This is a genomic window from Bradyrhizobium sp. ISRA464 (genome assembly GCF_029910095.1).
GTDB lineage: Bacteria > Pseudomonadota > Alphaproteobacteria > Rhizobiales > Xanthobacteraceae > Bradyrhizobium.
Map to the genome: position 1 here is coordinate 2,885,242 of NZ_CP094526.1, position 20,799 is coordinate 2,906,040.

General features: G+C 65.5%; 14 protein-coding genes. 10 read left to right on the forward strand and 4 right to left on the reverse strand.

What is annotated here, in order from left to right; genetic code table 11:
* The first annotated feature begins 684 nt into the window (after positions 1-684).
* The 3 genes from MTX19_RS13240 (at position 685) to MTX19_RS13250 (ending at position 3,691) form a co-directional block, all read left to right on the forward strand.
* Positions 685-1,497 carry a UDP-2,3-diacylglucosamine diphosphatase gene (locus MTX19_RS13240; protein ID WP_280972545.1) on the forward strand — a complete coding sequence of 271 codons (813 nt, stop codon included), beginning with the start codon at positions 685-687 and terminating at the stop codon, positions 1,495-1,497.
* The gene (locus MTX19_RS13245; RefSeq protein WP_280983980.1) at positions 1,494-2,585 is read left to right on the forward strand and encodes a glycosyltransferase family 1 protein; all 1,092 of its coding nucleotides are present in this window, start codon (positions 1,494-1,496) and stop codon (positions 2,583-2,585) included. Before MTX19_RS13240 ends, MTX19_RS13245 begins: the two co-directional genes overlap by 4 nt.
* 116 nt (positions 2,586-2,701) lie before the next feature.
* Positions 2,702-3,691 carry a threonine/serine dehydratase gene (locus tag MTX19_RS13250; RefSeq protein WP_280983981.1) on the forward strand — a complete coding sequence of 330 codons (990 nt, stop codon included), beginning with the start codon at positions 2,702-2,704 and terminating at the stop codon, positions 3,689-3,691.
* 97 nt (positions 3,692-3,788) lie between these two features.
* Here the strand turns inward: MTX19_RS13250 and MTX19_RS13255 are convergent, their stop codons facing one another.
* Positions 3,789-4,883 (reverse strand): hypothetical protein, encoded by a 1,095-nt coding sequence (locus MTX19_RS13255; protein WP_348638379.1) that lies wholly within the window; start codon positions 4,881-4,883, stop codon positions 3,789-3,791.
* Between the two features lie 234 nt (positions 4,884-5,117).
* Between MTX19_RS13255 and MTX19_RS13260 the strand changes: the two genes are divergently transcribed.
* Positions 5,118-6,317 (forward strand): MFS transporter, encoded by a 1,200-nt coding sequence (locus MTX19_RS13260; RefSeq protein WP_280986016.1) that lies wholly within the window; start codon positions 5,118-5,120, stop codon positions 6,315-6,317.
* Here the strand turns inward: MTX19_RS13260 and dgcA are convergent.
* Positions 6,287-7,288, reverse strand: coding sequence for an N-acetyl-D-Glu racemase DgcA (gene dgcA / locus MTX19_RS13265; RefSeq protein WP_280986017.1), 1,002 nt, complete (start codon positions 7,286-7,288; stop codon positions 6,287-6,289). The two genes, MTX19_RS13260 and dgcA, sit on opposite strands and share 31 nt — an antisense overlap.
* 140 nt (positions 7,289-7,428) lie before the next feature.
* Here dgcA and MTX19_RS13270 point away from each other — a divergent pair, with 140 nt between their 5' ends.
* The 4 genes from MTX19_RS13270 to MTX19_RS13285 all read left to right on the forward strand — a co-directional run bounded on the left by MTX19_RS13270 (position 7,429) and on the right by MTX19_RS13285 (position 12,466).
* The gene (locus MTX19_RS13270; RefSeq protein ID WP_280983983.1) at positions 7,429-8,562 is read left to right on the forward strand and encodes an ABC transporter permease; all 1,134 of its coding nucleotides are present in this window, start codon (positions 7,429-7,431) and stop codon (positions 8,560-8,562) included.
* Positions 8,559-9,341, forward strand: coding sequence for an ABC transporter ATP-binding protein (locus MTX19_RS13275; RefSeq protein WP_280983984.1), 783 nt, complete (start codon positions 8,559-8,561; stop codon positions 9,339-9,341). The genes MTX19_RS13270 and MTX19_RS13275 overlap by 4 nt, the downstream gene beginning before the upstream one ends.
* Before the next feature lie 102 nt (positions 9,342-9,443).
* Positions 9,444-10,310, forward strand: a complete 867-nt coding sequence (locus MTX19_RS13280) for an MlaD family protein (protein ID WP_280983985.1) — start codon at positions 9,444-9,446, stop codon at positions 10,308-10,310.
* A gap of 572 nt (positions 10,311-10,882) precedes the next feature.
* Entirely contained in the window at positions 10,883-12,466 is a 1,584-nt protein-coding gene (locus tag MTX19_RS13285; protein WP_280983986.1) for a Fic family protein, read from the forward strand.
* A gap of 276 nt (positions 12,467-12,742) precedes the next feature.
* On the opposite strand, the gene MTX19_RS39245 is transcribed toward MTX19_RS13285, so the two are convergent.
* Entirely contained in the window at positions 12,743-12,991 is a 249-nt protein-coding gene (locus MTX19_RS39245; protein ID WP_348638288.1) for a hypothetical protein, read from the reverse strand.
* A gap of 505 nt (positions 12,992-13,496) precedes the next feature.
* Positions 13,497-19,538: a negative regulator of septation ring formation gene (locus MTX19_RS13295; RefSeq protein ID WP_280983987.1), complete on the reverse strand. Its 6,042-nt coding sequence runs from the start codon at positions 19,536-19,538 to the stop codon at positions 13,497-13,499.
* A 369-nt stretch (positions 19,539-19,907) separates the two neighbouring features.
* Here MTX19_RS13295 and MTX19_RS13300 point away from each other — a divergent pair, with 369 nt between their 5' ends.
* Both MTX19_RS13300 and MTX19_RS13305 read left to right on the forward strand, forming a co-directional pair.
* Positions 19,908-20,285 carry an Hpt domain-containing protein gene (locus MTX19_RS13300; protein WP_280983988.1) on the forward strand — a complete coding sequence of 126 codons (378 nt, stop codon included), beginning with the start codon at positions 19,908-19,910 and terminating at the stop codon, positions 20,283-20,285.
* A 161-nt stretch (positions 20,286-20,446) separates the two neighbouring features.
* Positions 20,447-20,767 carry a 2Fe-2S iron-sulfur cluster-binding protein gene (locus MTX19_RS13305; protein WP_280972534.1) on the forward strand — a complete coding sequence of 107 codons (321 nt, stop codon included), beginning with the start codon at positions 20,447-20,449 and terminating at the stop codon, positions 20,765-20,767.
* Positions 20,768-20,799 lie beyond the last annotated feature (32 nt).

The following is a 20,799-nucleotide window of genomic DNA, read 5'->3' on the forward strand; positions in this document are numbered from 1 at the left end:
CGGCCAGAGCCAAATTGCTCGCAAGAAGAGGGCCAGCGTCGCTTGCCGGGTTCGCGACCAGCCGTGCCAACCCGGCATCTCCAGCAGGTGGCGGCCTGAAGAAAGACAATCAGCTAGGCGGACCTTTTCGGTGCAACTGTCGCACACGCCCTTCAGAGCCGCAAGCACCGGCCTCGCCTGTGATCGCAAACCCGCCGCCCCCTGCATCGTTACGCCGAAAGCGATGCCAACATCCTTCTCGTCGGCGTCGATACCGACCGGCCCAAATTGGATATGCACCCCGCCAGATATCGAGTTAAGTTCACGGTCCGATAAGCTGACTGCTTCGATAGGTCCTCTCATGACCATCTCTTCCGCCGCTGGGGTCAGGTCATCCCTGACGTGCCGCGGATCGTGACGGAGATTAGCGCTTACTGACTGTGATCTACGTAACATTTGAAATTGGCTCGCGACGGCCTTTTTCTTCGTCGCGCCGTCCGGGCAATGACGGCGGTTGAACCATCCGAGCGAACATCGAAGCAACCTGTGTTCCACACATCTACGCGCTGGCATGTCGCCAGATTGTCGCACGCCGCTGTTATCGGCAGTGAAGGGGCGTGCAACTGATTCTCGTTAACTTTCCGGGGGCCTTCGGTCGCGGGGATCGTCATCGCCTTGTCACAGGAATCTGTTAGGTGCACAGGCATGGGAAGTGACTCCTTGAGTGAAGAAAGCCCGGAGCGGCGCTTTCGCACTTTGTTCATCTCCGACGTCCATCTCGGAGCCCGCGGTTCGCAAGCCGACCGCCTGCTTGATTTCCTCCGCTCTCACGATGCCGACACGATCTACCTCGTTGGCGATATCGTCGACGGCTGGGCGCTGAAGTCGAACTGGTACTGGCCGCAGACCCACAACGACTTCGTGCAGAAGATGCTGCGCAAGGCGCGCAAGGGCGCGAAGGTGATCTACGTCCCGGGCAACCACGACGAATTTCTGCGCAAATATTACGGCACGCATTTCGGCGGCATCGACGTGGTGGAAAACACCATCCACACCGGCGCCGACGGCAAGCGCTATCTCGTGATCCACGGCGACATCTTCGACCTCGTGGTGCAGAACGCGCGCTGGCTCGCCCATCTCGGCGACAAGGCCTACGACTTCGCGATCCAGATGAATCGCTTCGTGAACTTCTTCCGCAAGATGTTCGGCGTGCCCTACTGGTCGCTGTCGCAGTGGGCCAAGCTGAAGGTCAAGAAGGCGGTGAACTATATCGGCGCGTTCGAGGCGACGCTGGCAGGCGAGGCGCGGCGCCACGGCTGCGACGGCGTGATCTGCGGCCACATCCACTACGCGACCATTCATGACGAGCACGGCATCCGCTACATGAACTGCGGCGACTGGGTCGAGAGCTGCACCGCGCTCGCCGAGCATGAGGACGGCCGCTTCGAGATCATCACCTGGACCGATCCGGTGCGCCGCATCGCGCCGGTTCCGCGAGTAACGGCGCGCGCTGCATGACGCATATCCTGGTCGCGACCGATGCGTGGCATCCCCAGGTCAACGGGGTTGTCCGCACGCTGACCATGATGGCGCAGGCGGCAAAATCGCTCGGTGTCGAGGTGAGCTTCCTCACGCCGGAATCGTTCCGCACCTTTGCGATGCCGAGCTATCGCGATCTCAGGCTGGCCCTGCCGTATCAAGCGAAGGTTGCCGGTCTGATCGCGGCAGTGAAGCCCGACAGTATCCATATCGCAACCGAGGGGCCGATCGGGCTCTCGGTTCGCCGCTATTGCCGCAAGCGCGGCCTGCCGTTCACGACGAGCTTCCACACCCGCTTTCCCGACTATGTCTCGGCGCGGTCGCCTGTCCCGGAATCCTGGATCTGGCGCGCGCTGCGCTGGTTCCACAAGCCGAGCCAGGCGGTGATGGCGGCGACGCCGGCGCTGGCCGGCGAGTTGCGGTTGCGCGGCTTCCGCAACGTGGTGCTGTGGTCGCGCGGCGTCGATACCGCGCTATTCCATCCGCGCGATGTCGATCTCTGCCTGCCGCAGCCGGTCTATCTCAGCGTCGGCCGCATGGCGGTCGAGAAGAATCTCGAGGCCTTCCTCGATCTCGATCTGCCCGGCACCAAGGTCGTGGTCGGAGACGGCCCGGCGCGCGCGGCGCTGGAGCGGAAATACCCGGAGGCCGTGTTTCTCGGCGCGCGCCATGGCGAGGAACTGGCCGAGATCTACGCCGCAGCCGACGTGTTCGTCTTCCCGAGCCGGACCGATACGTTCGGCCTCGTGCTGCTCGAGGCGCTGGCAAGCGGGCTGCCGGTTGCCGCTTTTCCGGTCACCGGCCCCCTCGACGTGATTGGGGCGGCTCCGGTCGGCGTGCTCGACGAGGATTTGCGCCATGCGTGCCTGGAAGCGCTGAGCATCCCGCGGCAGGCCTGCGTTGATTTTGCAGCGCTCCACACCTGGCAGGCGTCCGCGCGAGTGTTCATCGACCGCGCCCTGAACGTCCGGCCGGTGCTGCGCGACGGCGAGGGCGAAGCCATGGAGTTCGGTGCCGAAGAGCACCATTTCGGCGTCCTGCCGGCAACCCAGCCGACGCCGCGCTGACCGACCTCACGCCCCTTTGTTTTGACGCGTTTTCGTCACGCGAACCGGGCCCACTTCGCTTGAAAGCGCTATGAAGCGTCTTGCCGGGCTGTCCGCCAACGCGATAGAAATTGCGGATGATGGAAAACGCCATAAATCCGCCCGTGGCTGCCGCGGACATCGATGCCGCCGCAAGGGTGGTCGCGCCGTTCGCGGTGCGTACGCCACTCCTGACCTTCCCCGTTCTCAACGAACGGGTCGGCACCAAGGTCTTCCTCAAGCCCGAGATGTTGCAGCGGACCGGATCGTTCAAGTTCCGCGGCGCCTTCAACAAGCTGGCCTCGATCCCGCAGGCAGTGCGGGGCGGCGGCGTCGTCGCGTTCTCCTCGGGCAATCATGCCCAGGGCGTCGCGGCCGCGGCAAAGATCCTCAATATGCAGGCGACCATCGTGATGCCTGCCGACTCTCCCGTCACCAAGCGCGAGCGGACCAAGTCCTATGGCGCCGAGGTCGTGCTCTACGACCGGGACCGCGAGGACCGCGAGGCGATCGCCAACGGCATCGCCAGCAAGCGCGGTGCGACGCTGGTGCGTCCCTATGACGATCCCTTCGTGATCGCAGGGCAGGGTACCGCCGGCCGCGAGATCGCCGAGGACATGACGGCGCTCGGGCTGACGCCCGACATCGTCGTGGCGCCGGCCTCCGGCGGCGGCCTGATCGCGGGCGTCGCCACCGCGGTGAAGGCGAAGTTCCCGCAGGCCCAGGTGATCGTCGCGGAGCCTGCGGGCTATGACGATCACGCGCTGTCGCTCAAGGTCGGGCACCGTGAGGCGCATCCGGTCGCTGCGCGCACCATTTGCGACTCGCTGATGGCGATGATGCCGGGCGAGCTCACCTTCGCGATCAACAGCAAGCTGCTGGCGACTGGCGTGAGCGCCTCAGATGACGAAGTCGGCGCCGCGGTCGCTTTCGCCTATCGCGAGCTGAAGCTCGTGGTCGAGCCGGGCGGCGCCGTCGGGCTCGCTGCATTGCTGGCCGGGCGAGTCGACGCCAAGGGCAAGAACGTCGTCATCGTGCTCTCCGGCGGCAATATCGACGCGGAGTTGTTCGCCAAGCTGGTCGCCTGAGATGCTCGAACCAAATTGACATGGGCAGAGCGTTGGTTCGCTCTGCCCATTGCTATTTGTGGCAATCGATGTCGTCAGCGCATGAAGCCGCACGAGATCATGAGAAGAACGCGATCTTCTCGGCCTGGCTCATGCGGCGGATCGGCGCGAGCGGGTCGTTGGCCGCGGCGCCCGGCCTTTTCAAGAGGCCGCTTGCGATGATCGTCGAGCCAAGCGAGACGGCGGCCACGGGAGCCGGAGTAGTTTGGATGTCAGCTTGCGATGGTGCCGGGGTCGCCGACGCCTCTGCAATCCGCGCGGCGGCCGCCGGCTGCGGTTCGATCATCGGCTCGGGGGCCCGTGCGAGCTCTGGCACTGGCTTGGCCGCCTGCACAAGCTCCGGCTCGCGTGTCGGCGCAGCGATGTCGGGCTCTGACGCCATCGCTTCAGCGGCGTGCATCTCCGCGACAAGCATCGCCTCGTCGTCGTCGATCGGATCGGGCGCGCCCATTTCCATTGCAATGAGGTCGAGCACCGCGTCGTCACGCGCGTCGGCGGCGGCCTCGTCGGCGAGCTCGGCGGCTTCGGCTTCGGCCAATGCGGCCTCGGCTTTTGCAAGTGCGTGCTCGGTCGGTTGCGCCACGGTAGCCGTCGCGAGGTCAACGCTCGGCGTCGCGGCGACGTCGTGAACTGGCGCTGCTTCCGCGGCCACGATTTCGGGCTGGGCGCTTTCAGCTGCGCCAGCTGGCGACGGGGGGGCCGCGGGCGCCTCCGCGACCGCCGCCTCGGCAACAGCCGGTTCCGTCGCCGGCGCGGCCGCCTCTTCCGCGTTGAACTCGGCGAGCCGGCGGGTCAGCGCCGCGAAGGCCGCATCCACGACGGTCTTGGCCTCGTCGAGGGAGACCTGGGAGGCGCCGGCCTCGATGGCGCTGGCCTGCGAATCCATGATGTCGCAGATTCGGCCGTCATTGCCGATCTCGCGCAGCCGCCAGGAGATTTCCCGGATCACCCTCACGCCTTTGCGGATCGGCGCGAGCCTCTGCTCGAAACTGAGCTCATCGAGCGCGGCGATGGCGGAGGCTTGCACCGCCTCGACCGCGCCGCGCAGGGCGGCCAACGCCTGTTCCAGTTGCTCGTCCCTGAAAGCGTCTGCGGCAGCCTCTCGCTGCGCGGCAAGGCTTTCCTCGATCCGCGCCACGGCGTCGAGCACCATGCGGGTATCGGCATTGCGGTTGCGCTTGGCGTACTCGCCGAGGAACCAGCGCCCCCGCGAGGTCTCCATGAAGGCCTCGCTGATCGCAGCATAGTCCTCCTCGCTCGGCTGGGCCGCGCGGGCGGAAATCGGCGACAGGGCGAATGCTTCTTCGGCCATCACAATCTCTTCGCGCAAATCACCGCGCGCTGCGCTAACGATCACCACGATATCGCGCGAATCGCAATTGAATTGATGTCTTCCGAATCAAAAATCCCCATCGCAGCCAGGGTTGCGTCGCGGCGATTCGCCAGGAGCCTGGCCGCATTCTACGCCACGCTGTTCGGGATGACGGGCGTCCATCTGCCATTTTTCACGGTGTGGCTGAAGGCAATCGGCATCGATGCCACCTGGATCGGCATCATCACGGCAGTGCCCCCGGTGACGCGCTTCACCGTGCTGCCGCTGGTCACCGCTGCGGCGGAACGTCGCCAGATGTTGCGCGGTGCGATCATGCTCACTGGCTTTGCCACCACGCTCGGATTTTTCGTGATCCGCAGCCAGCACCAGCCTTTGCTCGTGCTGCTGGTCTATGCGCTGACCTGCTGCGTCTGGACGCCGATGGTGCCGCTGACGGATGCCTACGCACTGCGCGGCGTGGCGCGCTACGGTCTCAACTATGGACCGCTGCGGCTCTGGGGGTCGACCGCGTTCGTGGTCTGCGCGCTCGCAAGCGGACTGCTGCTCGGCTATGTCGCCGAGGTTCATCTGATCTGGATCATCACGGCCATGACCGTCGTCGGCGCGATAGTCGCCTTGACGCTGCGGCCGCTCGAGCGGCCGGAAGTCGCATCCACGCCCACGGCCGGCGCACGGCAGCTTCTGCGCGATCCCGGCTTTCTTGCCATCATCGTCTCCTCGGCGCTGATCCAGAGCAGCCACTCCGCCTACTACATCTTCGCATCGATCGCCTGGCGGCAAGCCGGCTTCAGCGGCCTGACGATCGCGGGCCTGTGGGTGATCGGCGTTCTCGCCGAGATCGTCCTGTTCGCGCTGTCGCCGCGCTTCACGCTGCCGTCGGCAACGCTTGTGGTGATCGCGGCCGCCAGTGCCATGGCGCGCTGGACCATCACCGCGCAGGATCCGCCGCTCGCGATCCTTGCCGTCGTCCAGCTTGCGCACGGGCTGACCTTCGGGCTGACCCAGGTCGGCATCATGGGGCTGATGGTGCATCATGTGCCGCCTCATGTGATGGCGCGCGGGCAGGGCTACCTCACCGCCTGCGGCGGCATCGTCGCGAGCACCACGTCGATCCTGAGCGGCATGGTCTATACACGCTACGGACTGGGCGTCTACGACATGATGGCCGCGATGGGGGCGGCGGGTGGGCTCGTGATATGGCTGTCGCGCAAGCGCTTCACCCATCACCCCCAGAGCGCGGCGTCCGGGGGATAGACGAGGCTGCCCTCGTAGCGCAGGCCGTTGTCGCGGTCGCGCGCCAGCAACAGCGGGCCGTCGAGGTCGACGAAGCGCGCGGCCTGCGCGATCAGCATCGCCGGGGCCGTCGCCAGCGAGGTCGCGACCATGCAGCCGACCATGATCTCGAAGCCGAGCGCACGGGCGGCGTCCGCCATCGCCAATGCCTCGGTCAGCCCGCCGGTCTTGTCGAGCTTGATGTTGACGGCGTCGTAGCGGCCGCGCAGGCCCTCGAGCGAGGCGCGGTCATGCACACTCTCGTCGGCGCAGACCGGAACCGGGCGCTGGATGCGCGACAGGGCCTCGTCCTTGCCGGCCGGCAGCGGCTGCTCGATCAGGGTGACGCCGGCATCGGCGCAGGCGACGAGATTGGCGGCCAGGTTGCCCTCGGTCCAGGCCTCGTTGGCGTCGACGATCAGTTCGGAGGCTGGCGCTGCCTTGCGCACCGCGGCAATCCGCGCACCGTCGCCATCGCCGCCGAGCTTGATCTTGAGCAGCGGACGGTGAGCCGCCCGGGCGGTGGCCTCGGCCATCGCCTCGGGTGTTCCGAGCGAAATCGTATAGGCGGTGGTGCGGGCCTCGGGCGCAGGCCGGCCCAGCAGGTTCCAGATGCGGTCGCCGGCACGCTTGGCCTCCAGGTCCAATAGCGCGCAGTCGAGCGCGTTGCGGGCGGCGCCCGCGGGCATCCTGGCCTGCAGGGCGCCGCGATCGATGCCGCCGGCCAGGGGCTCCTGCATGGCCTGAATCGCCCGCAGGGTCGCCTTCGGCGTTTCGCCGTAGCGGGGATAGGGTACGCATTCGCCGCGGCCGGTCAGGCCGCCCTGGCTGACCTCGGCCACCACGACCATCGCCTCGGTCTTGGCGCCCCGGCTGATCGTGAAGGTCCCTGCGATCGGCCAGCGCTCGATCCGGGCGCTCAGGAAAATTGCGCGGAGCGGGGTGGAAGTCATTTCAAAGTCTACTATTTCCTGAACCGTATGCTTGCGACCTGCAACCAACTATGGCTGGTTAGTGACAGATTCGACAAGCCGACCCGGCGGCGCCGGTAACTTGCTTTCGAACGGCCAACCAGCCGAGGGGTGGGCAAAAGGTGAGCGGCGACCCGACACTGGAGCGAATAGCCCAAGGCGAGGGACTGGCGTTGTGCGCGGCGGGCAGCTGGACGGCCCGCTTTGCTCCGGCGCTCGAGCGGATCGTTTCGGATGCCGAGAAGCTGCGCGGCAGCCGTCCGCATATCTTTATCGACGTATCGCAGATCTCCAGCCTCGACACCTTCGGCGCCTGGCTGATCGAGCGGCTGCGCCGCAGCCTCAGCGACCCCACGACGGAGGCCATGATCGCCGGCCTCTCCGCCAACTATTCCAGCCTGGTGGACGAGGTCCGCCGCGTCGGCACCGCGCCCCAGGCCGACAGCGAGCCGCTGTCGGTCACGATCATGCTCGAGCAGATCGGCCGCACGGTGGTCGGCATCGGCGGCACGATCGTCAGCCTGGTCGACATGCTCGGCGCGGTGATCACCGCGTCCGGCAAGGTACTGATCCATCCGCGCAGCTTCCGCCTGACCTCGACGGTGCATCACCTCGAGCAGGTGTGCTGGCGCGCGGTGCCGATCGTGGTGCTGATCACCTTCCTGATCGGCTGCATCATCTCGCAGCAGGGCATTTTCCATTTCCGCCAGTTCGGCGCCGATATCTTCGTCGTCGACATGCTCGGCGTGCTGGTGCTGCGCGAGATCGGGGTGCTGCTGGTCGCCATCATGGTCGCGGGCCGCTCCGGCTCGGCCTATACCGCCGAGCTCGGCTCGATGAAGATGCGCGAGGAGATCGACGCGCTGCGCACCATGGGCTTCGATCCGATCGAGGTCCTGATCCTGCCGCGCATGCTTGCGCTGGTGCTGGCAATGCCGATTCTCGCGTTCCTCGGCGCGATGGCCGCGCTCTATGGCGGCGGCCTGGTGGCCTGGCTCTACGGCGGCATCGATCCGGAGGCGTTCCTGCTCCGCCTTCGTGACGCCATATCGATCGATCATTTCATCGTCGGCCTCGTCAAGGCGCCGGTCATGGCCGCGGTGATCGGCATCGTCGCCTGCGTCGAGGGCCTTGCGGTGCAAGGCTCGGCGGAATCGCTCGGACAGCACACCACCTCGTCGGTGGTGAAAGGGATTTTCTTCGTGATCGTGATGGACGGCGTGTTCGCGATCTTCTTCGCATCGATCGGGATATGATCGTGCCGGAGCAGACAGACGACGCCATCATTCGGGTCCGTGACATCACCGTGCAGTTCGGCAAGACCCGCGTGCTCGACGGCCTCAACCTCGACGTCAAGCGCGGCGAGATCCTCGGCTTCGTCGGTCCGTCGGGCGCCGGCAAGTCGGTGCTGACGCGCACCATCATCGGCCTCGTGCCGAAGGTCTCCGGCCGCATCGAGGTGTTCGGGGTCGATCTCGATGCTGCTGGTACCGCCGAGCGGCGCGGGGTCGAGCGGCGTTGGGGCATCCTGTTCCAGCAGGGGGCGCTGTTCTCATCGCTCACGGTGCGGCAGAACATCCAGTTCCCGGTGCGCGAATATCTGCGCGTCTCGCAGCGGTTGCTCGACGAGATCATGGTCGCCAAGCTCGTGATGGTCGGCCTGAAACCGGAGGTCGCCGATCGCTATCCGTCGGAGCTGTCAGGCGGCATGATCAAGCGCGTGGCGCTGGCCCGCGCGCTCGCGCTCGATCCCGAACTCGTGTTTCTGGACGAGCCGACTTCGGGCCTCGATCCGATCGGCGCCGGCGAATTCGACGAGCTGGTGCGCACCCTGCAGCGCACTTTGGGGCTGACCGTTTTCATGGTAACCCACGATCTCGACAGTCTTTATACCGCGTGCGACCGTATCGCCGTTTTAGGGAACGGTAAGATCATTGCTGCAGGATCGATCGCCGACATGAAGGCATCGCAGCATCCGTGGCTGCAGCAATACTTCAACGGCAAGCGCGCCCGCGCCGTTGTGGCTAGTGCATGATCCCGACACGTGGAGACCGGTTTTCGGACCAGATCATGCGCCAAAGGGGAATTCGACGGGCTCTGACGCAGGCTGGCTGCGCGAGAGCCTAGGAGCCGATTGATGGAAACGCGGGCGAACTACGTGCTGATCGGAGCGTTCACGCTGGCGGTGATCGCCGCGGCGTTCGGCTTCGTGCTCTGGTTCCAGAGCCTGCACACCATCAAGCAGCGCAGCCCCTTGCGGGTGATCTTCGAAGGTCCCGCATCAGGCCTGCGCAACGGCGGCAGCGTCAATTTCAACGGTATTAGAGTAGGTGAAGTGATCTCGGTGAAGCTCGACAACCCGCGGCGCGTGGTCGCGCTGGCGATGGTCGAGAACAATGCCCCGATCCGCAAGGACACCCATGTCGGCCTGGAATTCCAGGGCCTCACCGGCGTCGCCGCGATCTCGCTGCGCGGCGGCGAGGAGGCGGCCCCGCCGGTGCCGCTCGACGAGGACGGCATCCCGGTGCTGACCGCCGATCCAAACTCGCTGCAAGACGTCACCGAGGCGATCCGCGCCACCCTGCAGAATGTCAATCGCATCGTTGCCGACAATCAGGAGTCGGTGAAGAACTCACTCAGGAACCTCGAGACCTTCACCTCGGCGCTGGCGCGCAACTCCGAGAAGATCGACAATGTCATGCTCAAGGTCGACGGCGTGATGGGCAAGGCCGACAGCCTGATGCTCGGGCTGAACGCGATTGCCGGCGGCAACAATGGCGGCGAGCTCAATCTGATGGTGAAGTCGATCCGCGAGCTTGCCGAGGATCTCGACAAACGTTCCAACGCGCTGATCCTCGACGGCCGCAGGACGCTGTCCGACATCAGCCGCGCCGTCAACAATTTCGACCGCAACCCGAGCCGGGTGATCTTCGGCGGCAGCAACAACAGCGTGCCGGAGCCCGCGCCGGCCCCCGTAGCGCCAGGGCCGAGGCGGCGACAGTGATGTGATGAGCGAATGGTGAGTGGCGAGTGGCGAATAGGGGTTTGTTGCACGCTGCTTGCGATGTCATTCCGGGGCGGTCCGCAGGACCGAACCTCAGGCGCGCATTGCGCGCCATGGTTCGATGCTTCGCATCGCCCCGGAATGACGGCTGTTGAGGCCGTCGAGCGCTTCGCAAACCAGATGTCGTTTTTTGCTCGATCTGAGTCTCGGAGCGAGAAAGACCAGTAGTTGCTCTACGGATTTTGGCCCCTTCAGAGTCTATTCTGGTTCCATCGGAGTCATTTGGCCAAGATTAGGGTTCCATCGGAGTCTTTGATTTTCCGGTTCGGTGGCAGCAAATTGGCCGACAGCAGACGGGCAGGGGGAGGCCTCAAGGGATCTCCGGATCTCTAATCGACTTTTACGGATAAAATCGTCAGCTAAATCGACTTTTACGGACAATTGGGCCTTGCGGAACGCGGCTTAATCGAACAATAAGCCACTAATCTAATTTTACGGACAAAATTTGGCCGTTAGTCGAATTTTACGGACAAGGCTGGCGCTTAATCGACTTATACGGACGGAGACTGCAGATGGTGTCGTTCGGGGAAATCCAGATGACGACCGGCGACGACGAGACGGCAAACCGGCAGATCCGTCGCCGGGCCGAGGCCGGAGAGTTGAGACAGATCACCGAGCGCGTCTACACGTCGAACCGTCACGACGATCTGGCCGCCGTCGTGAAACGCAATGCCTGGTACATCCTTCCACACCTCTTCCCGAACACCGTCATGACATCGCGGACGGGCGCGAAAGTCAGCGTGTACCAGCCGGAGAAGAACGGAAAATCGTACGTGTTCCTCACTGGGCCGTACGCGACACGCAACGTCGAGCTTCCCGGAATGGAGGTGAGATTAATTCGTGGGCCGTCAGCGTTGCCCGGCGACACGCCAATGACGACGGCAGACTTTTATGTTCCGTCGCGCGCGCGCACTCTCCTCGAGAATCTCATGCCCTCTCGCTCGCGCGGCGGCATCCAGCGAAATCTCCGCAAAGACGAATTTGAAGAGTACCTCGTCACGCTCCTCGATTCCGGCGGAGCCGAAAATTTCAACGAGATCCGCGATCAGGCGCGTACCTTGGCGCCCCAACTCAAGGCCGAGGAAGAATTCAAGACGCTCGACCGCCTCATGGGAGCACTCCTTGGGACGCAGAAGACCCGGTTCGCAAGTCAGGCTGCCAAAGTGCGGGCATCGGGAGCCGACAAGGTCTGCACCGAACGTCTGCAGGCCCTGTTCTCCCATCTGAAGTCCCTGACTTTCCAGAACCTGCCCGCCTCAAGCGACGGCGCGATCCGTCAGTCGACGGCCTTCATCGAAGCCTATTTCTCTAATTTCATCGAGGGCACGGAATTCACTCCCAAGGAAGCGCAGCGGATCGTCTACAGCGGTCAGGCGCCGGTCAATCGGCCCGCCGACGGTCACGACATCCTTGCGACTTATCGTCTTCTGACCGACGAGCGCGCTTTGAAGGCGAAGCCTTCAAACTACGAGGAATTCGAGAGCATGCTGCGCGCGCGCCATGCGCTCCTTATGGAGGCGCGCCCGGAAAAGCAGCCCGGCAAGTTCAAGACGGCGACGAACAGCGTCGGCGGAGTCCAAATGGTCGCGCCGGACCTTGTCATCGGCACCTTCAAGATCGGCTACGACTTGCTTCAAGGCCTGAGCGAACCATTCGCCCGCGGGCTATTCCTCCACTGTCTCATTGCGGAGGTGCATCCTTTCGATGACGGCAACGGTCGGATGTCGCGTCTCCATTTCACGTCGGAACTGCTGCAGGCCGATCAGGCCCACGTCATTATCCCGACGGTCTTCCGGGACGACTACATCGGAGGCATGCGGTCGCTGACGCGGCGCGGCGATCCGGCGCCGATCACGAGGGCATGTCTTCGAGCCCAGGAGACAACGGCCGCGATTCAGGTGCCAACCGTAGACGATGCGATCATCGCATGGGCTAAGACGAACGCCTTCATGAAGCCCAACGCAAACGCCCGATTGGAGGTCTACGATCCGGCCACCGAAATCGATTGGCGCGGCGAGATGCCGGCGCCGGTCAGCTACTGGGAAGCGGAAGAAAATCCGGGATCGATCCTTTCGCCGGGCTCCCTGAGCCGGTAAACATCAGCCGCAGCAGCAGCGCGAGGAGTGGCCAAAAGTCGGGAGCTCGGAAAGCGAACAGGATCAGCGAGAGCCGACTGGCTGCACTGCAGCGCCCCGCTGCCTGCCTTTGTCTATTGTGCTGCAAGAGGACCCACTCAGTTGTGAGCCTTTCGCAGTATGAGAGGCAACACCCCGCCGACGCGGAGGATCTCGCACTCAAGATGAGTTTCGATCGCGGCGGTTGCGACAAAGCGTGCGATCTGAGTGCCATCTCGCACGATACGCACCACGACATCAGCCCGTGGTTGGATCGCTTCGGTTGGGGCAATCGATCTCGAGGCTATAAGTCGGTCTAAGTCCGAGGTCCCGCGGCCGACGATCGGCAGGCATACGCGGCGGTAGTACTCCCGTGCCGATCAGGTTGGAGCGGTGGATTCGCTCGAAGCTTGACGCCAGCACGGCGCGAACACCGAGCAGCGCAACGCCCTTGGCGGCCCAATCGCGTGACGAGCCCATGCCGTAGCGTTCGCCGGCCACGATCACGACCGAGCGGCTCTCCTAGGCATATCGCTCGGCAGCAAGTCGAAGCGAGACCTGTTCGCCGGAACCGGCGTGAATCGTCGTGCCCGGTGCAGATCGGGACCGATCAGGTTGCGCACGCTCTTGTTGGTGAACAGCCCGCGCAGCATCACCTCCCAATTTCCCCGGCGCGAGGCGTGTCGGGGGCCGCGAACGCTGCCCAATCGGCGCTTGCTTCCGCGGCATCATAGGCGTGGCTGTAGTCGCTCGTTTCGCGCGCGGGCGCGAGTGCGGTATCTATCTCACGACCGGTCGGCCAGAGATCGGCGAGGCGGACTTCGGTACCGGCCGCATTTCGCGCAATGGGATCGCGCAGGATGTCGCGCGTGGCGTCACCGGCGATTGCAAAAGCAACTCGTGCGACCGGCCGGTCTGTAATCGAGAAGAATCTACCGGCCAATCTCGCCCAAAAACAAAAACGGAGGCCTTCCGGCCTCCGTTTTCCATTCGCTACTTGCTATTCGCCAATTCAGCCCAGGCGTCCCGCGGCATGCGCGAGCAGGGTGTAGACCAGCCCCGTCTCCGAGGTCAGGTGGTTGCGCAGTTCCTGCGGGCTGCGGCCGTCGCGGGCCACCTCGTCGAGCAGACGCTCGAACTCGGCGATGTAGCGGTCGACCGTCTGCTTGAAGCCGCGGTCGGAGCGATACTTCCGAGCTACCTCATCGAAGGCCTTCTGGCCGGCCGGCGTGTAGAGGCGCTTGTTGAACGCCTTGTTCTCGCCGCGCTGGTAGCGATCCCACATTTCGGCAGCCAAGTTGCGGTCCATCAGCCGGGCGATGTCGAGCGACAGCGATTCCAGCGGATTGGCGGCGGCCTGCGGCGCCGGGCGTGGCCGCTGCGCCTCGCGGCTCGGGGCGGGCGGCGGCGGGGCGTCGCTGCGGTTGAGCAGGTCGGACAGCCAACCATCGCCGCGGCCATTGTCGGGGCCCGCGGGGCTGACCGGCGGCGCTTCGGTCCGGCGCGAGGACGGCATGCCCAAGTTCTGCATACCAAGGTCCGGCGGCGGCAGCGTCGACGCGCTGTTGCCGTTGTCGCGCATGCGCACCTCGCCGCGACCGCCGCCGGCCGCCGCCGCCATCAGCGGTTCCTCCTGGCGAACGCTGCCGCGGTTGCCGCTGACGACGTCGAGCCCGCGGCCGTGATGCGCCACGATGCGGTTGAGCTCGGCCAGCGCTTCGATCTGGTCGACGATCACCTTGCGCATCTGCGCGGTGTTCTCGGCGGCTTCCTGCGGCATTTCGAGCACACCGCGGCGCAGCTCGTTGCGGGTGGCTTCGAGCTCGTTGTGCATCTCGGTCGCCATCTGCTTCATCGCCGTGACCATCGCGGAGAACTTCTCCGTCGATTCCTTGAACATCGCATCGGTCTCGGCGTTGCTCTGCTGGTACAGGTCGTTCATGGCGTCGATCGTCTGCTGACGCTCGTTCTCGGCCGCAAGCCGCACCGCCTCGAACTGCCGGCTGATGGTCGCCGAACCGGCGCCGGCGGTCTCCGCCACCACGCGGGCGATGTCGCGGGCACGCTCTTCGGCCGCGGCCAGCGATTCATCGAGCAGGCCGGTGAAGCGCGACAGCCGCTGGTCGAGATCGGTGGTGCGCAGGTCGATGGTGGTGATCAGCGATTCCAGCTCCGACTTGCGCTCGTTGACGGACGCCGTCGTGGAGCGATTGGCCTGCTCGACCATGGCAGCTGCGTCGATCAGCGCCTTGCCATGGGTTTCGAACTGGCTCGACAGCTGACCGAGGTCCTCCAGCGCGCTGCTGGTCTTGCTGTTGAACACCGTGAGCTGGTCTTCCAGGGTCTGGGTTGCCACGCCGTTGCGCGAGGTGACGTCGTTCATGGCGGACACGAAGTCGGCCACCCGGGTCACCAGCGCACGCTCCAGCGAGTTGAGGTTGTCGTGGGCGCCGGTCAGCACCTCCTGCAGCAGGATGTTGCCCTCGCGCAGCCGCTCGAACAGCGCCACCGTATCGGTGCGCAGGATCTTGCTGGTTTCCTGCATTTCGGTGACCGCCGAGATCGAGACCTGGCGCGACTGGTCGATCGCCGCACGCGAGGCCTGCTCGAGCTCCTTGAGCGACTTCGCCACTGCGCCGGTCGCCTGATCGCCGGCCGAGGTGATGTTGCGCGCGACGTCGCTGCCGTGCGCCGCCATCGACTGCGAGAACGCCTGGCCGCGGGTTTCGATCGCCTTCAGCGCATCGGCTGTCGAGCGATCGATGTCGGTCGCAAGCTGCGTGGTCTTGGCGGTCAGCGCCTCGACCAGCGCGCCGCGGCGGCTGTCGACCATCTGCGACAGGCGGTCGGTCTGTTGCTGCACATAGGTGACGATCTCGTCGGTCTTGCCGGTCATCGCCGATCCGAACGCGCTCGAGGCAGACAGCACCGAACGTTCGATGTCGGCCGCGGTCGACTTGACCTTGGTCGAGACCTCGCTCGACATGTTGACCAGCGCCGCCTGCGCGTTCTGCGCCGAGGTCTGGATGTTGTCGGTGGTCTTGGCCGTGACCGCGCCGAGCGAACGCTCGATATCGGTCGAGAGCGCGCGGATCTGGTTGGCGGCGTCAGTGGAGGTCGCCGCGAACGAGCTCTGGGCCTCGTGGGCGCTGCCGAGGATGGTTTGCGCAGTCTCCGCACTGGCCGCAGTCAGCGTGCGCTCGATCTCGGCCGAGAGGTTGCGGATCTGGTTGGCGGCGTCGGTGGAGGTTGCCGCGAACGAGCTCTGGGCCTCGCGGGCGCTGCCGAGGATGGCCTGCGCGGTTTCCGCACCGGCGGTGGTCAGCGTGCGCTCGATCTCGGCGGAGATCTCGCGGATCTGGCTAGCCGCCTCGGTGGAAGTCGCCGCGAACGAGCTCTGGGCCTCGCGGGCGCTGCCGAGGATGGCTTGCGCGGTTTCCGCACCGGCGGTGGTCAACGTGCGCTCGATCTCGGCGGAGATCTCGCGGATCTGGCTAGCCGCCTCGGTGGAAGTCTCCGCGAACGAGCTCTGGGCCTCGCGGGCGCTGCCAAGAATGGTCTGGGCCGTGTTGGCGCCGACCGCGGTCAAGGTGCGCTCGACATCGATCGCCAGCGACTTGACGTGGTTGGCGGCGTCCGACGACGCCGACACGAGGGCGCTCTGCGCCTCGCGGGCACCGGCGGTGATGGTTTCGGCCGTGCCGGTGCCGGCCATCGACAGCGAACGCTCGACGTCGGCGACGAGCGCCGTCACCTTGGTCGCAGCCTCGGTCGAGGCATTGATCAGCGTATTCTGGGCATCACGCGCACCGGCGGTGATGGCTTCCGCGGTCGCGGCGCCGGCCATCGACAGCGAGCGCTCGATGTCGGCCGCGAGCGTGCGGACCAGGCTGGTGGCTTCGGTGGACGCGTCGGCCAGCGTGCTCTGGGCCTCGCGCGCACTTGCGACGACCGCCTCGGCGGTGGCCGTGCCGGCCGTCGAGAGCGAGTGCTGCAAGTCGGCGGAGAGCGTACGCACCAGATCGGCGGTCTCCGTGGATGCGTCGGCCAGCGTGCTCTGGGCTTCGCGGGCAGAGGCGACCACGGCTTCCGCTGTGGCGGTACCGGCCACCGACAGTGAGCGCTCGACGTCGCCGGCGAGCGACTTGATCTGGCCGGTGACGTCGGTCGACGTCGAGATCAGCGTGGTCTGGGCCTCGCGCGCACCGGTCATGATTGCTTCAGCGGCGGCGGAGCCGGCCATCGACAGCGAATGCTCGACATCGGCGGCCAGCGACTTGACCTGGCCTGCGGCCTCGGCGGAGGCGGTGACCAGCGTGGTCTGCGCTTCGCGGGCGCCCGACAGCACGGACGCTGCGGTGGCGCTGCCGGCGGCCTGCAGCGTGCGCTCCACGTCGGCCGACAGGGCCTTGATCTGGGAGGCGACGTCGCCGGAGGAGGAGACCAGCGAGGCCTGCGCGTCGCGGGCGCTGGTGAGGATCGAATTGGCGGCGCTGGTGCCAACGGCGGTCAGCACGGCCTCGACCTCGGACGAGGTCAGCTTGAGCTGCGCCCCGACGTCGGTGGACACGGTGAGCAGCGACTGTTGCGCGGTACGCGCACCGGTCTGGATGGTCTCGCTGGTGTTGACCACGAGGTTCGTCAGCGAGCGCTCGGCGTCCTCGACATGAGACTTGATGCTCGACGACAGCAGCTCCGCGCGAGCCATCAGGTCGTCGCTCGCCTGGCGGCCGCTGCTCTCGATGCGGCCTGCGACGGCCTCGACGCGCGAGCCGAGCAGATCCTCGAACTGCGCGACGCGGGTGTCGATGTCGTTGGCGATCGCGCCGACGCGGGTTTCGATACCCTGCTGGACGTCGACGAAGCGCGCCGAGATGGTGTCGGTCAGGCGCGCGCTATGACCGTTGATGGTCTCGGCGAGGCGGTCGCTGTGGCCGTTGATGGTCTCGCTGACACCGTTGATGCGATGGTCGACCGCGGCGATCGCCTGCACGGTGCCCTCGGTCAGGGTCGTGGTGAGCAGGCCGAGCCGCGAGTCGATCGACTGGATCGCCTGAGCGGCGCCTTCGGTCAGCGAGGTCGCGAGCGTGCCGAGATGGCCGTCGATGGAGGCCGTGACGGATTTCGCACGGCTCTCGAAGGTGACTTCGAGCGTCTTCAGGCGGTCATCGATGGTGCCATCCAGCAAGCTGAGGTGGCCGTCGAGCGAGCCGATCCTGCTGGCGAGGGAACTGTCGAGGGAACCGATCTTGCTGGCGAGCGAGCTGTCGAAGGTCGAGAGCTTGTTGTCCAGCGAGGCGTCGAGATTGGTGACGCGGTCGCCGAGCGTGGTCTCGAACTTCAGCAGGCGCTGGTCGAGCGAGGCGGTGATCTCGCCGCCGTTCGAGCTGACGCGATGATCGAAGGTGTCGACATAGGTCTTCAGGCTGTCGGCGATGTCCTGGGTCCGCTGGCCCATGCGCTCGACGATGTCGCCGCCGAAGGTCTTCACCGTGCGGTCGAATTCCGAGATGTGGCGCGTGATCAGCGCGCCGAGCGTGCCGGAGTCGCGGGCGAAACGCTCGGCAAGCTCGCTGCCGTGATTCTTCACCAGCTCGTCGAATGCGCTCATCTGCAGCGACAGCGAGTCGTGCGCGGTCTCGGTCTGGCTCACGACCCTGGCGACCAGCGAATTGACGGTGACGTCGAGCGCCTCGCTCGCCTTGTCGCCGCTCGTCATGATCTGGCCGGCGAGGCGGTTGCCGGCGTCGTCGATCTTGCTGACGAGGTCGTTGCTGCGCAGCTCGAGCTCCAGCAGCAGCGAGTCGGCGGAGTTCTTGAGCGAGTCGTGGACCTGCTCGGTGCGGTCAGAGATGCCGTCGACGATGGCCGACGACCGCTGCTCGAAGTCGCCGGTGATGCGGTCGACGCGCTCGTTCAGCATCTCGTGGATGCGATCGGCGAGGTCGACGAATTCGTCGTGAACGTGGCCGGTCTTGAAGTTGAGGCTGGTGGTGAGCCGCTCGGACGCTTCGAGCACGGCACGCGTGGTCTCGGCGCTGGCTTCCTCGAGGCGGTCGAGCAGGTCGCCGCCGCGCTCGCCGAGCGCGAGGATCATGTTGTCGCCGGCATGGCTCAGCGCGGTCGTGATGTGCTGGCCGCGCTCTTCCAGCGCGCCGGTGATGCTCTTTGCGACCTCGTCGACGCGCGAGGCGATCGCATCCGAGATCAGCGCGATGTCATGGCGCAGGTCGATCTGCACGCCGGAGATCGCGCTGCGCACCTGCTCGGCCTGGCCGACCAGATTGTCGCGCTGGTGGGCGATGTCCTGCAGCAGCGCGCGGATGCGCACTTCGTTGTCGGAATAGGCGCGCTCCAGCGCCGCGACCTCGTTGGCGACGAGGGTTTCGAGTTCGCCAGCGCGCGCGATCGCACGCTCGACGCCGTCGCCCATCGCCGCGACCTCGCGGCGGATCGCCTGGCCGACCGTGACCATGGAATCGGCGGCGGCGTTTTCAGGCTCGGAGAAACGGATCGCGACCTGGGCCATCGATTGCGCGATCATCTGCATTTCCTGGCCGCGCCAGGCGAGGCTCGCGAGGAAATAGAACAGCAGAATCGGCGCGAGGAAGAGGGCGGCGAGACCTGCGAACATCAGGACGCCGCTGCCCTGGGCCATCCCGGCTTGCAGCGACGGCAGGAAGGCAACGGTGAGGATGATGCAGCCGAGCAGCCAGACACCGGCGGCGATCGATGCGAACACAAAGGCGTTGCGGGCGGGGCGGCCCTTGCGCAGCGACTGAAGAAGCTGGCCGATGGTTTCGCGATCGTCATTGGCGGCGCGGCGCGGCGCGCGCGGCTCCTCGATCGGATCGAACGCGGAGCGGTCTGTGCTCGGGCGCGGCTCGAACGCCGTCGCCGAGAAGTCGGGCGAAGCGGGCGGAAGGCTCGGCACGGCCTGCTCGTTGGTGGCGTCTGATTTTTCGGCGCCCTGTTCGTTGATGTTGAGGGCTTCCTGAATCGCAGAAAGCGCGACTTCGGTGGGATCTTTGACCTTCTTTGGAGTGTTCGCCATCTGAGCCCTCTACTATTTTACGCGCGGCGAACTTGCGAACGCCCCCCGCAAGCTCGAGCCTGTGCCCAAAGCGGAACGCAAGCGTGCCCGTCGGCGGCTTGTCCGCTACATCCGCAAACATCCTATTGGCTGAGCGATGCGAATGAAATGCTTGCGATTAATACTTTCTTAATCATCGTTAACAGCTTTAAGCCATAAGGCCTTATGGGTACTGGAAATTCCTGTCGAACCGCGCCAATTGTGTCGAGATATTGTCCGAAATCGGGCCGATTTGCAGATGATCCCGACAACAATCCGTTAACCAGTTTCATGATTGGCTAGGCCGATAAGCCGCCGGGAAGTGCCCTGCGGGGACGACAGGGACTGGCCATGCCGCTTCATCTCGAACGGGTTGAATGGACGCAATCGCCGCCGCTCGCGCCGGGCAACGGTCCGATCGATCTCGACCACCTCCAGCGCATGACGCTGGGCGACCCGGGTCTCGAGCGGGAAGTGCTGGCGATGTTCTCGGCCCAGTCGGCCAGGATCCTGGGTGAACTGATGGCGTTGCCGGCCGAGGCCGCGACCCATGCCCACACCCTGAAGGGGTCGGCGCGCGCGATCGGAGCTTTCGGCGTGGCCGACGCCGCAGCCCGGCTGGAAACGGCGCTGTCCTCCGGTTCCGACCCGTCCCAGCCGCTTGCCGAACTCGGGACGGTGATTGCCGAGGCGCGCGCTGCGATCGACTTGATCCTGCATCGGTCCTAGGGAAACCCCTCAAGGGGCCCGCCAAAGGGGGCGATGGCCCATCCGAAACCGGCCGGCAGGTTTTCGGTCCCCGCCGCTAGCGCTGTGCGGATCGACCCGTTATAGGACTGCCGGGGACCTTTCCATCTATTGTCCGGCGCATTCCGGCAGCACGAGCGATCATGGCCAAAATCCACTTTATCGACCATTCCGGCGAGAAACGCACCATTGAGATCGAGAACGGCGCGACCGTTATGGAAGGGGCGATCCGCAACGGCATCCCCGGCATTGAAGCCGAATGCGGCGGGGCCTGCGCCTGTGCGACCTGCCACGTCTATGTCGATGAAGCCTGGCGCGAGAAGGTCGGTCCTCCGTCGCCGATGGAGGAGGACATGCTGGACTTCGGTTTCGACGTGCGGCCGAACTCGCGGCTGTCCTGCCAGATCAAGGTGACCGACGAGCTTGACGGTCTTGTCGTGTCGACGCCCGAGCGGCAGGCCTAAGGCCTTTGAGCATGATCTTCGCGCAAACGCTT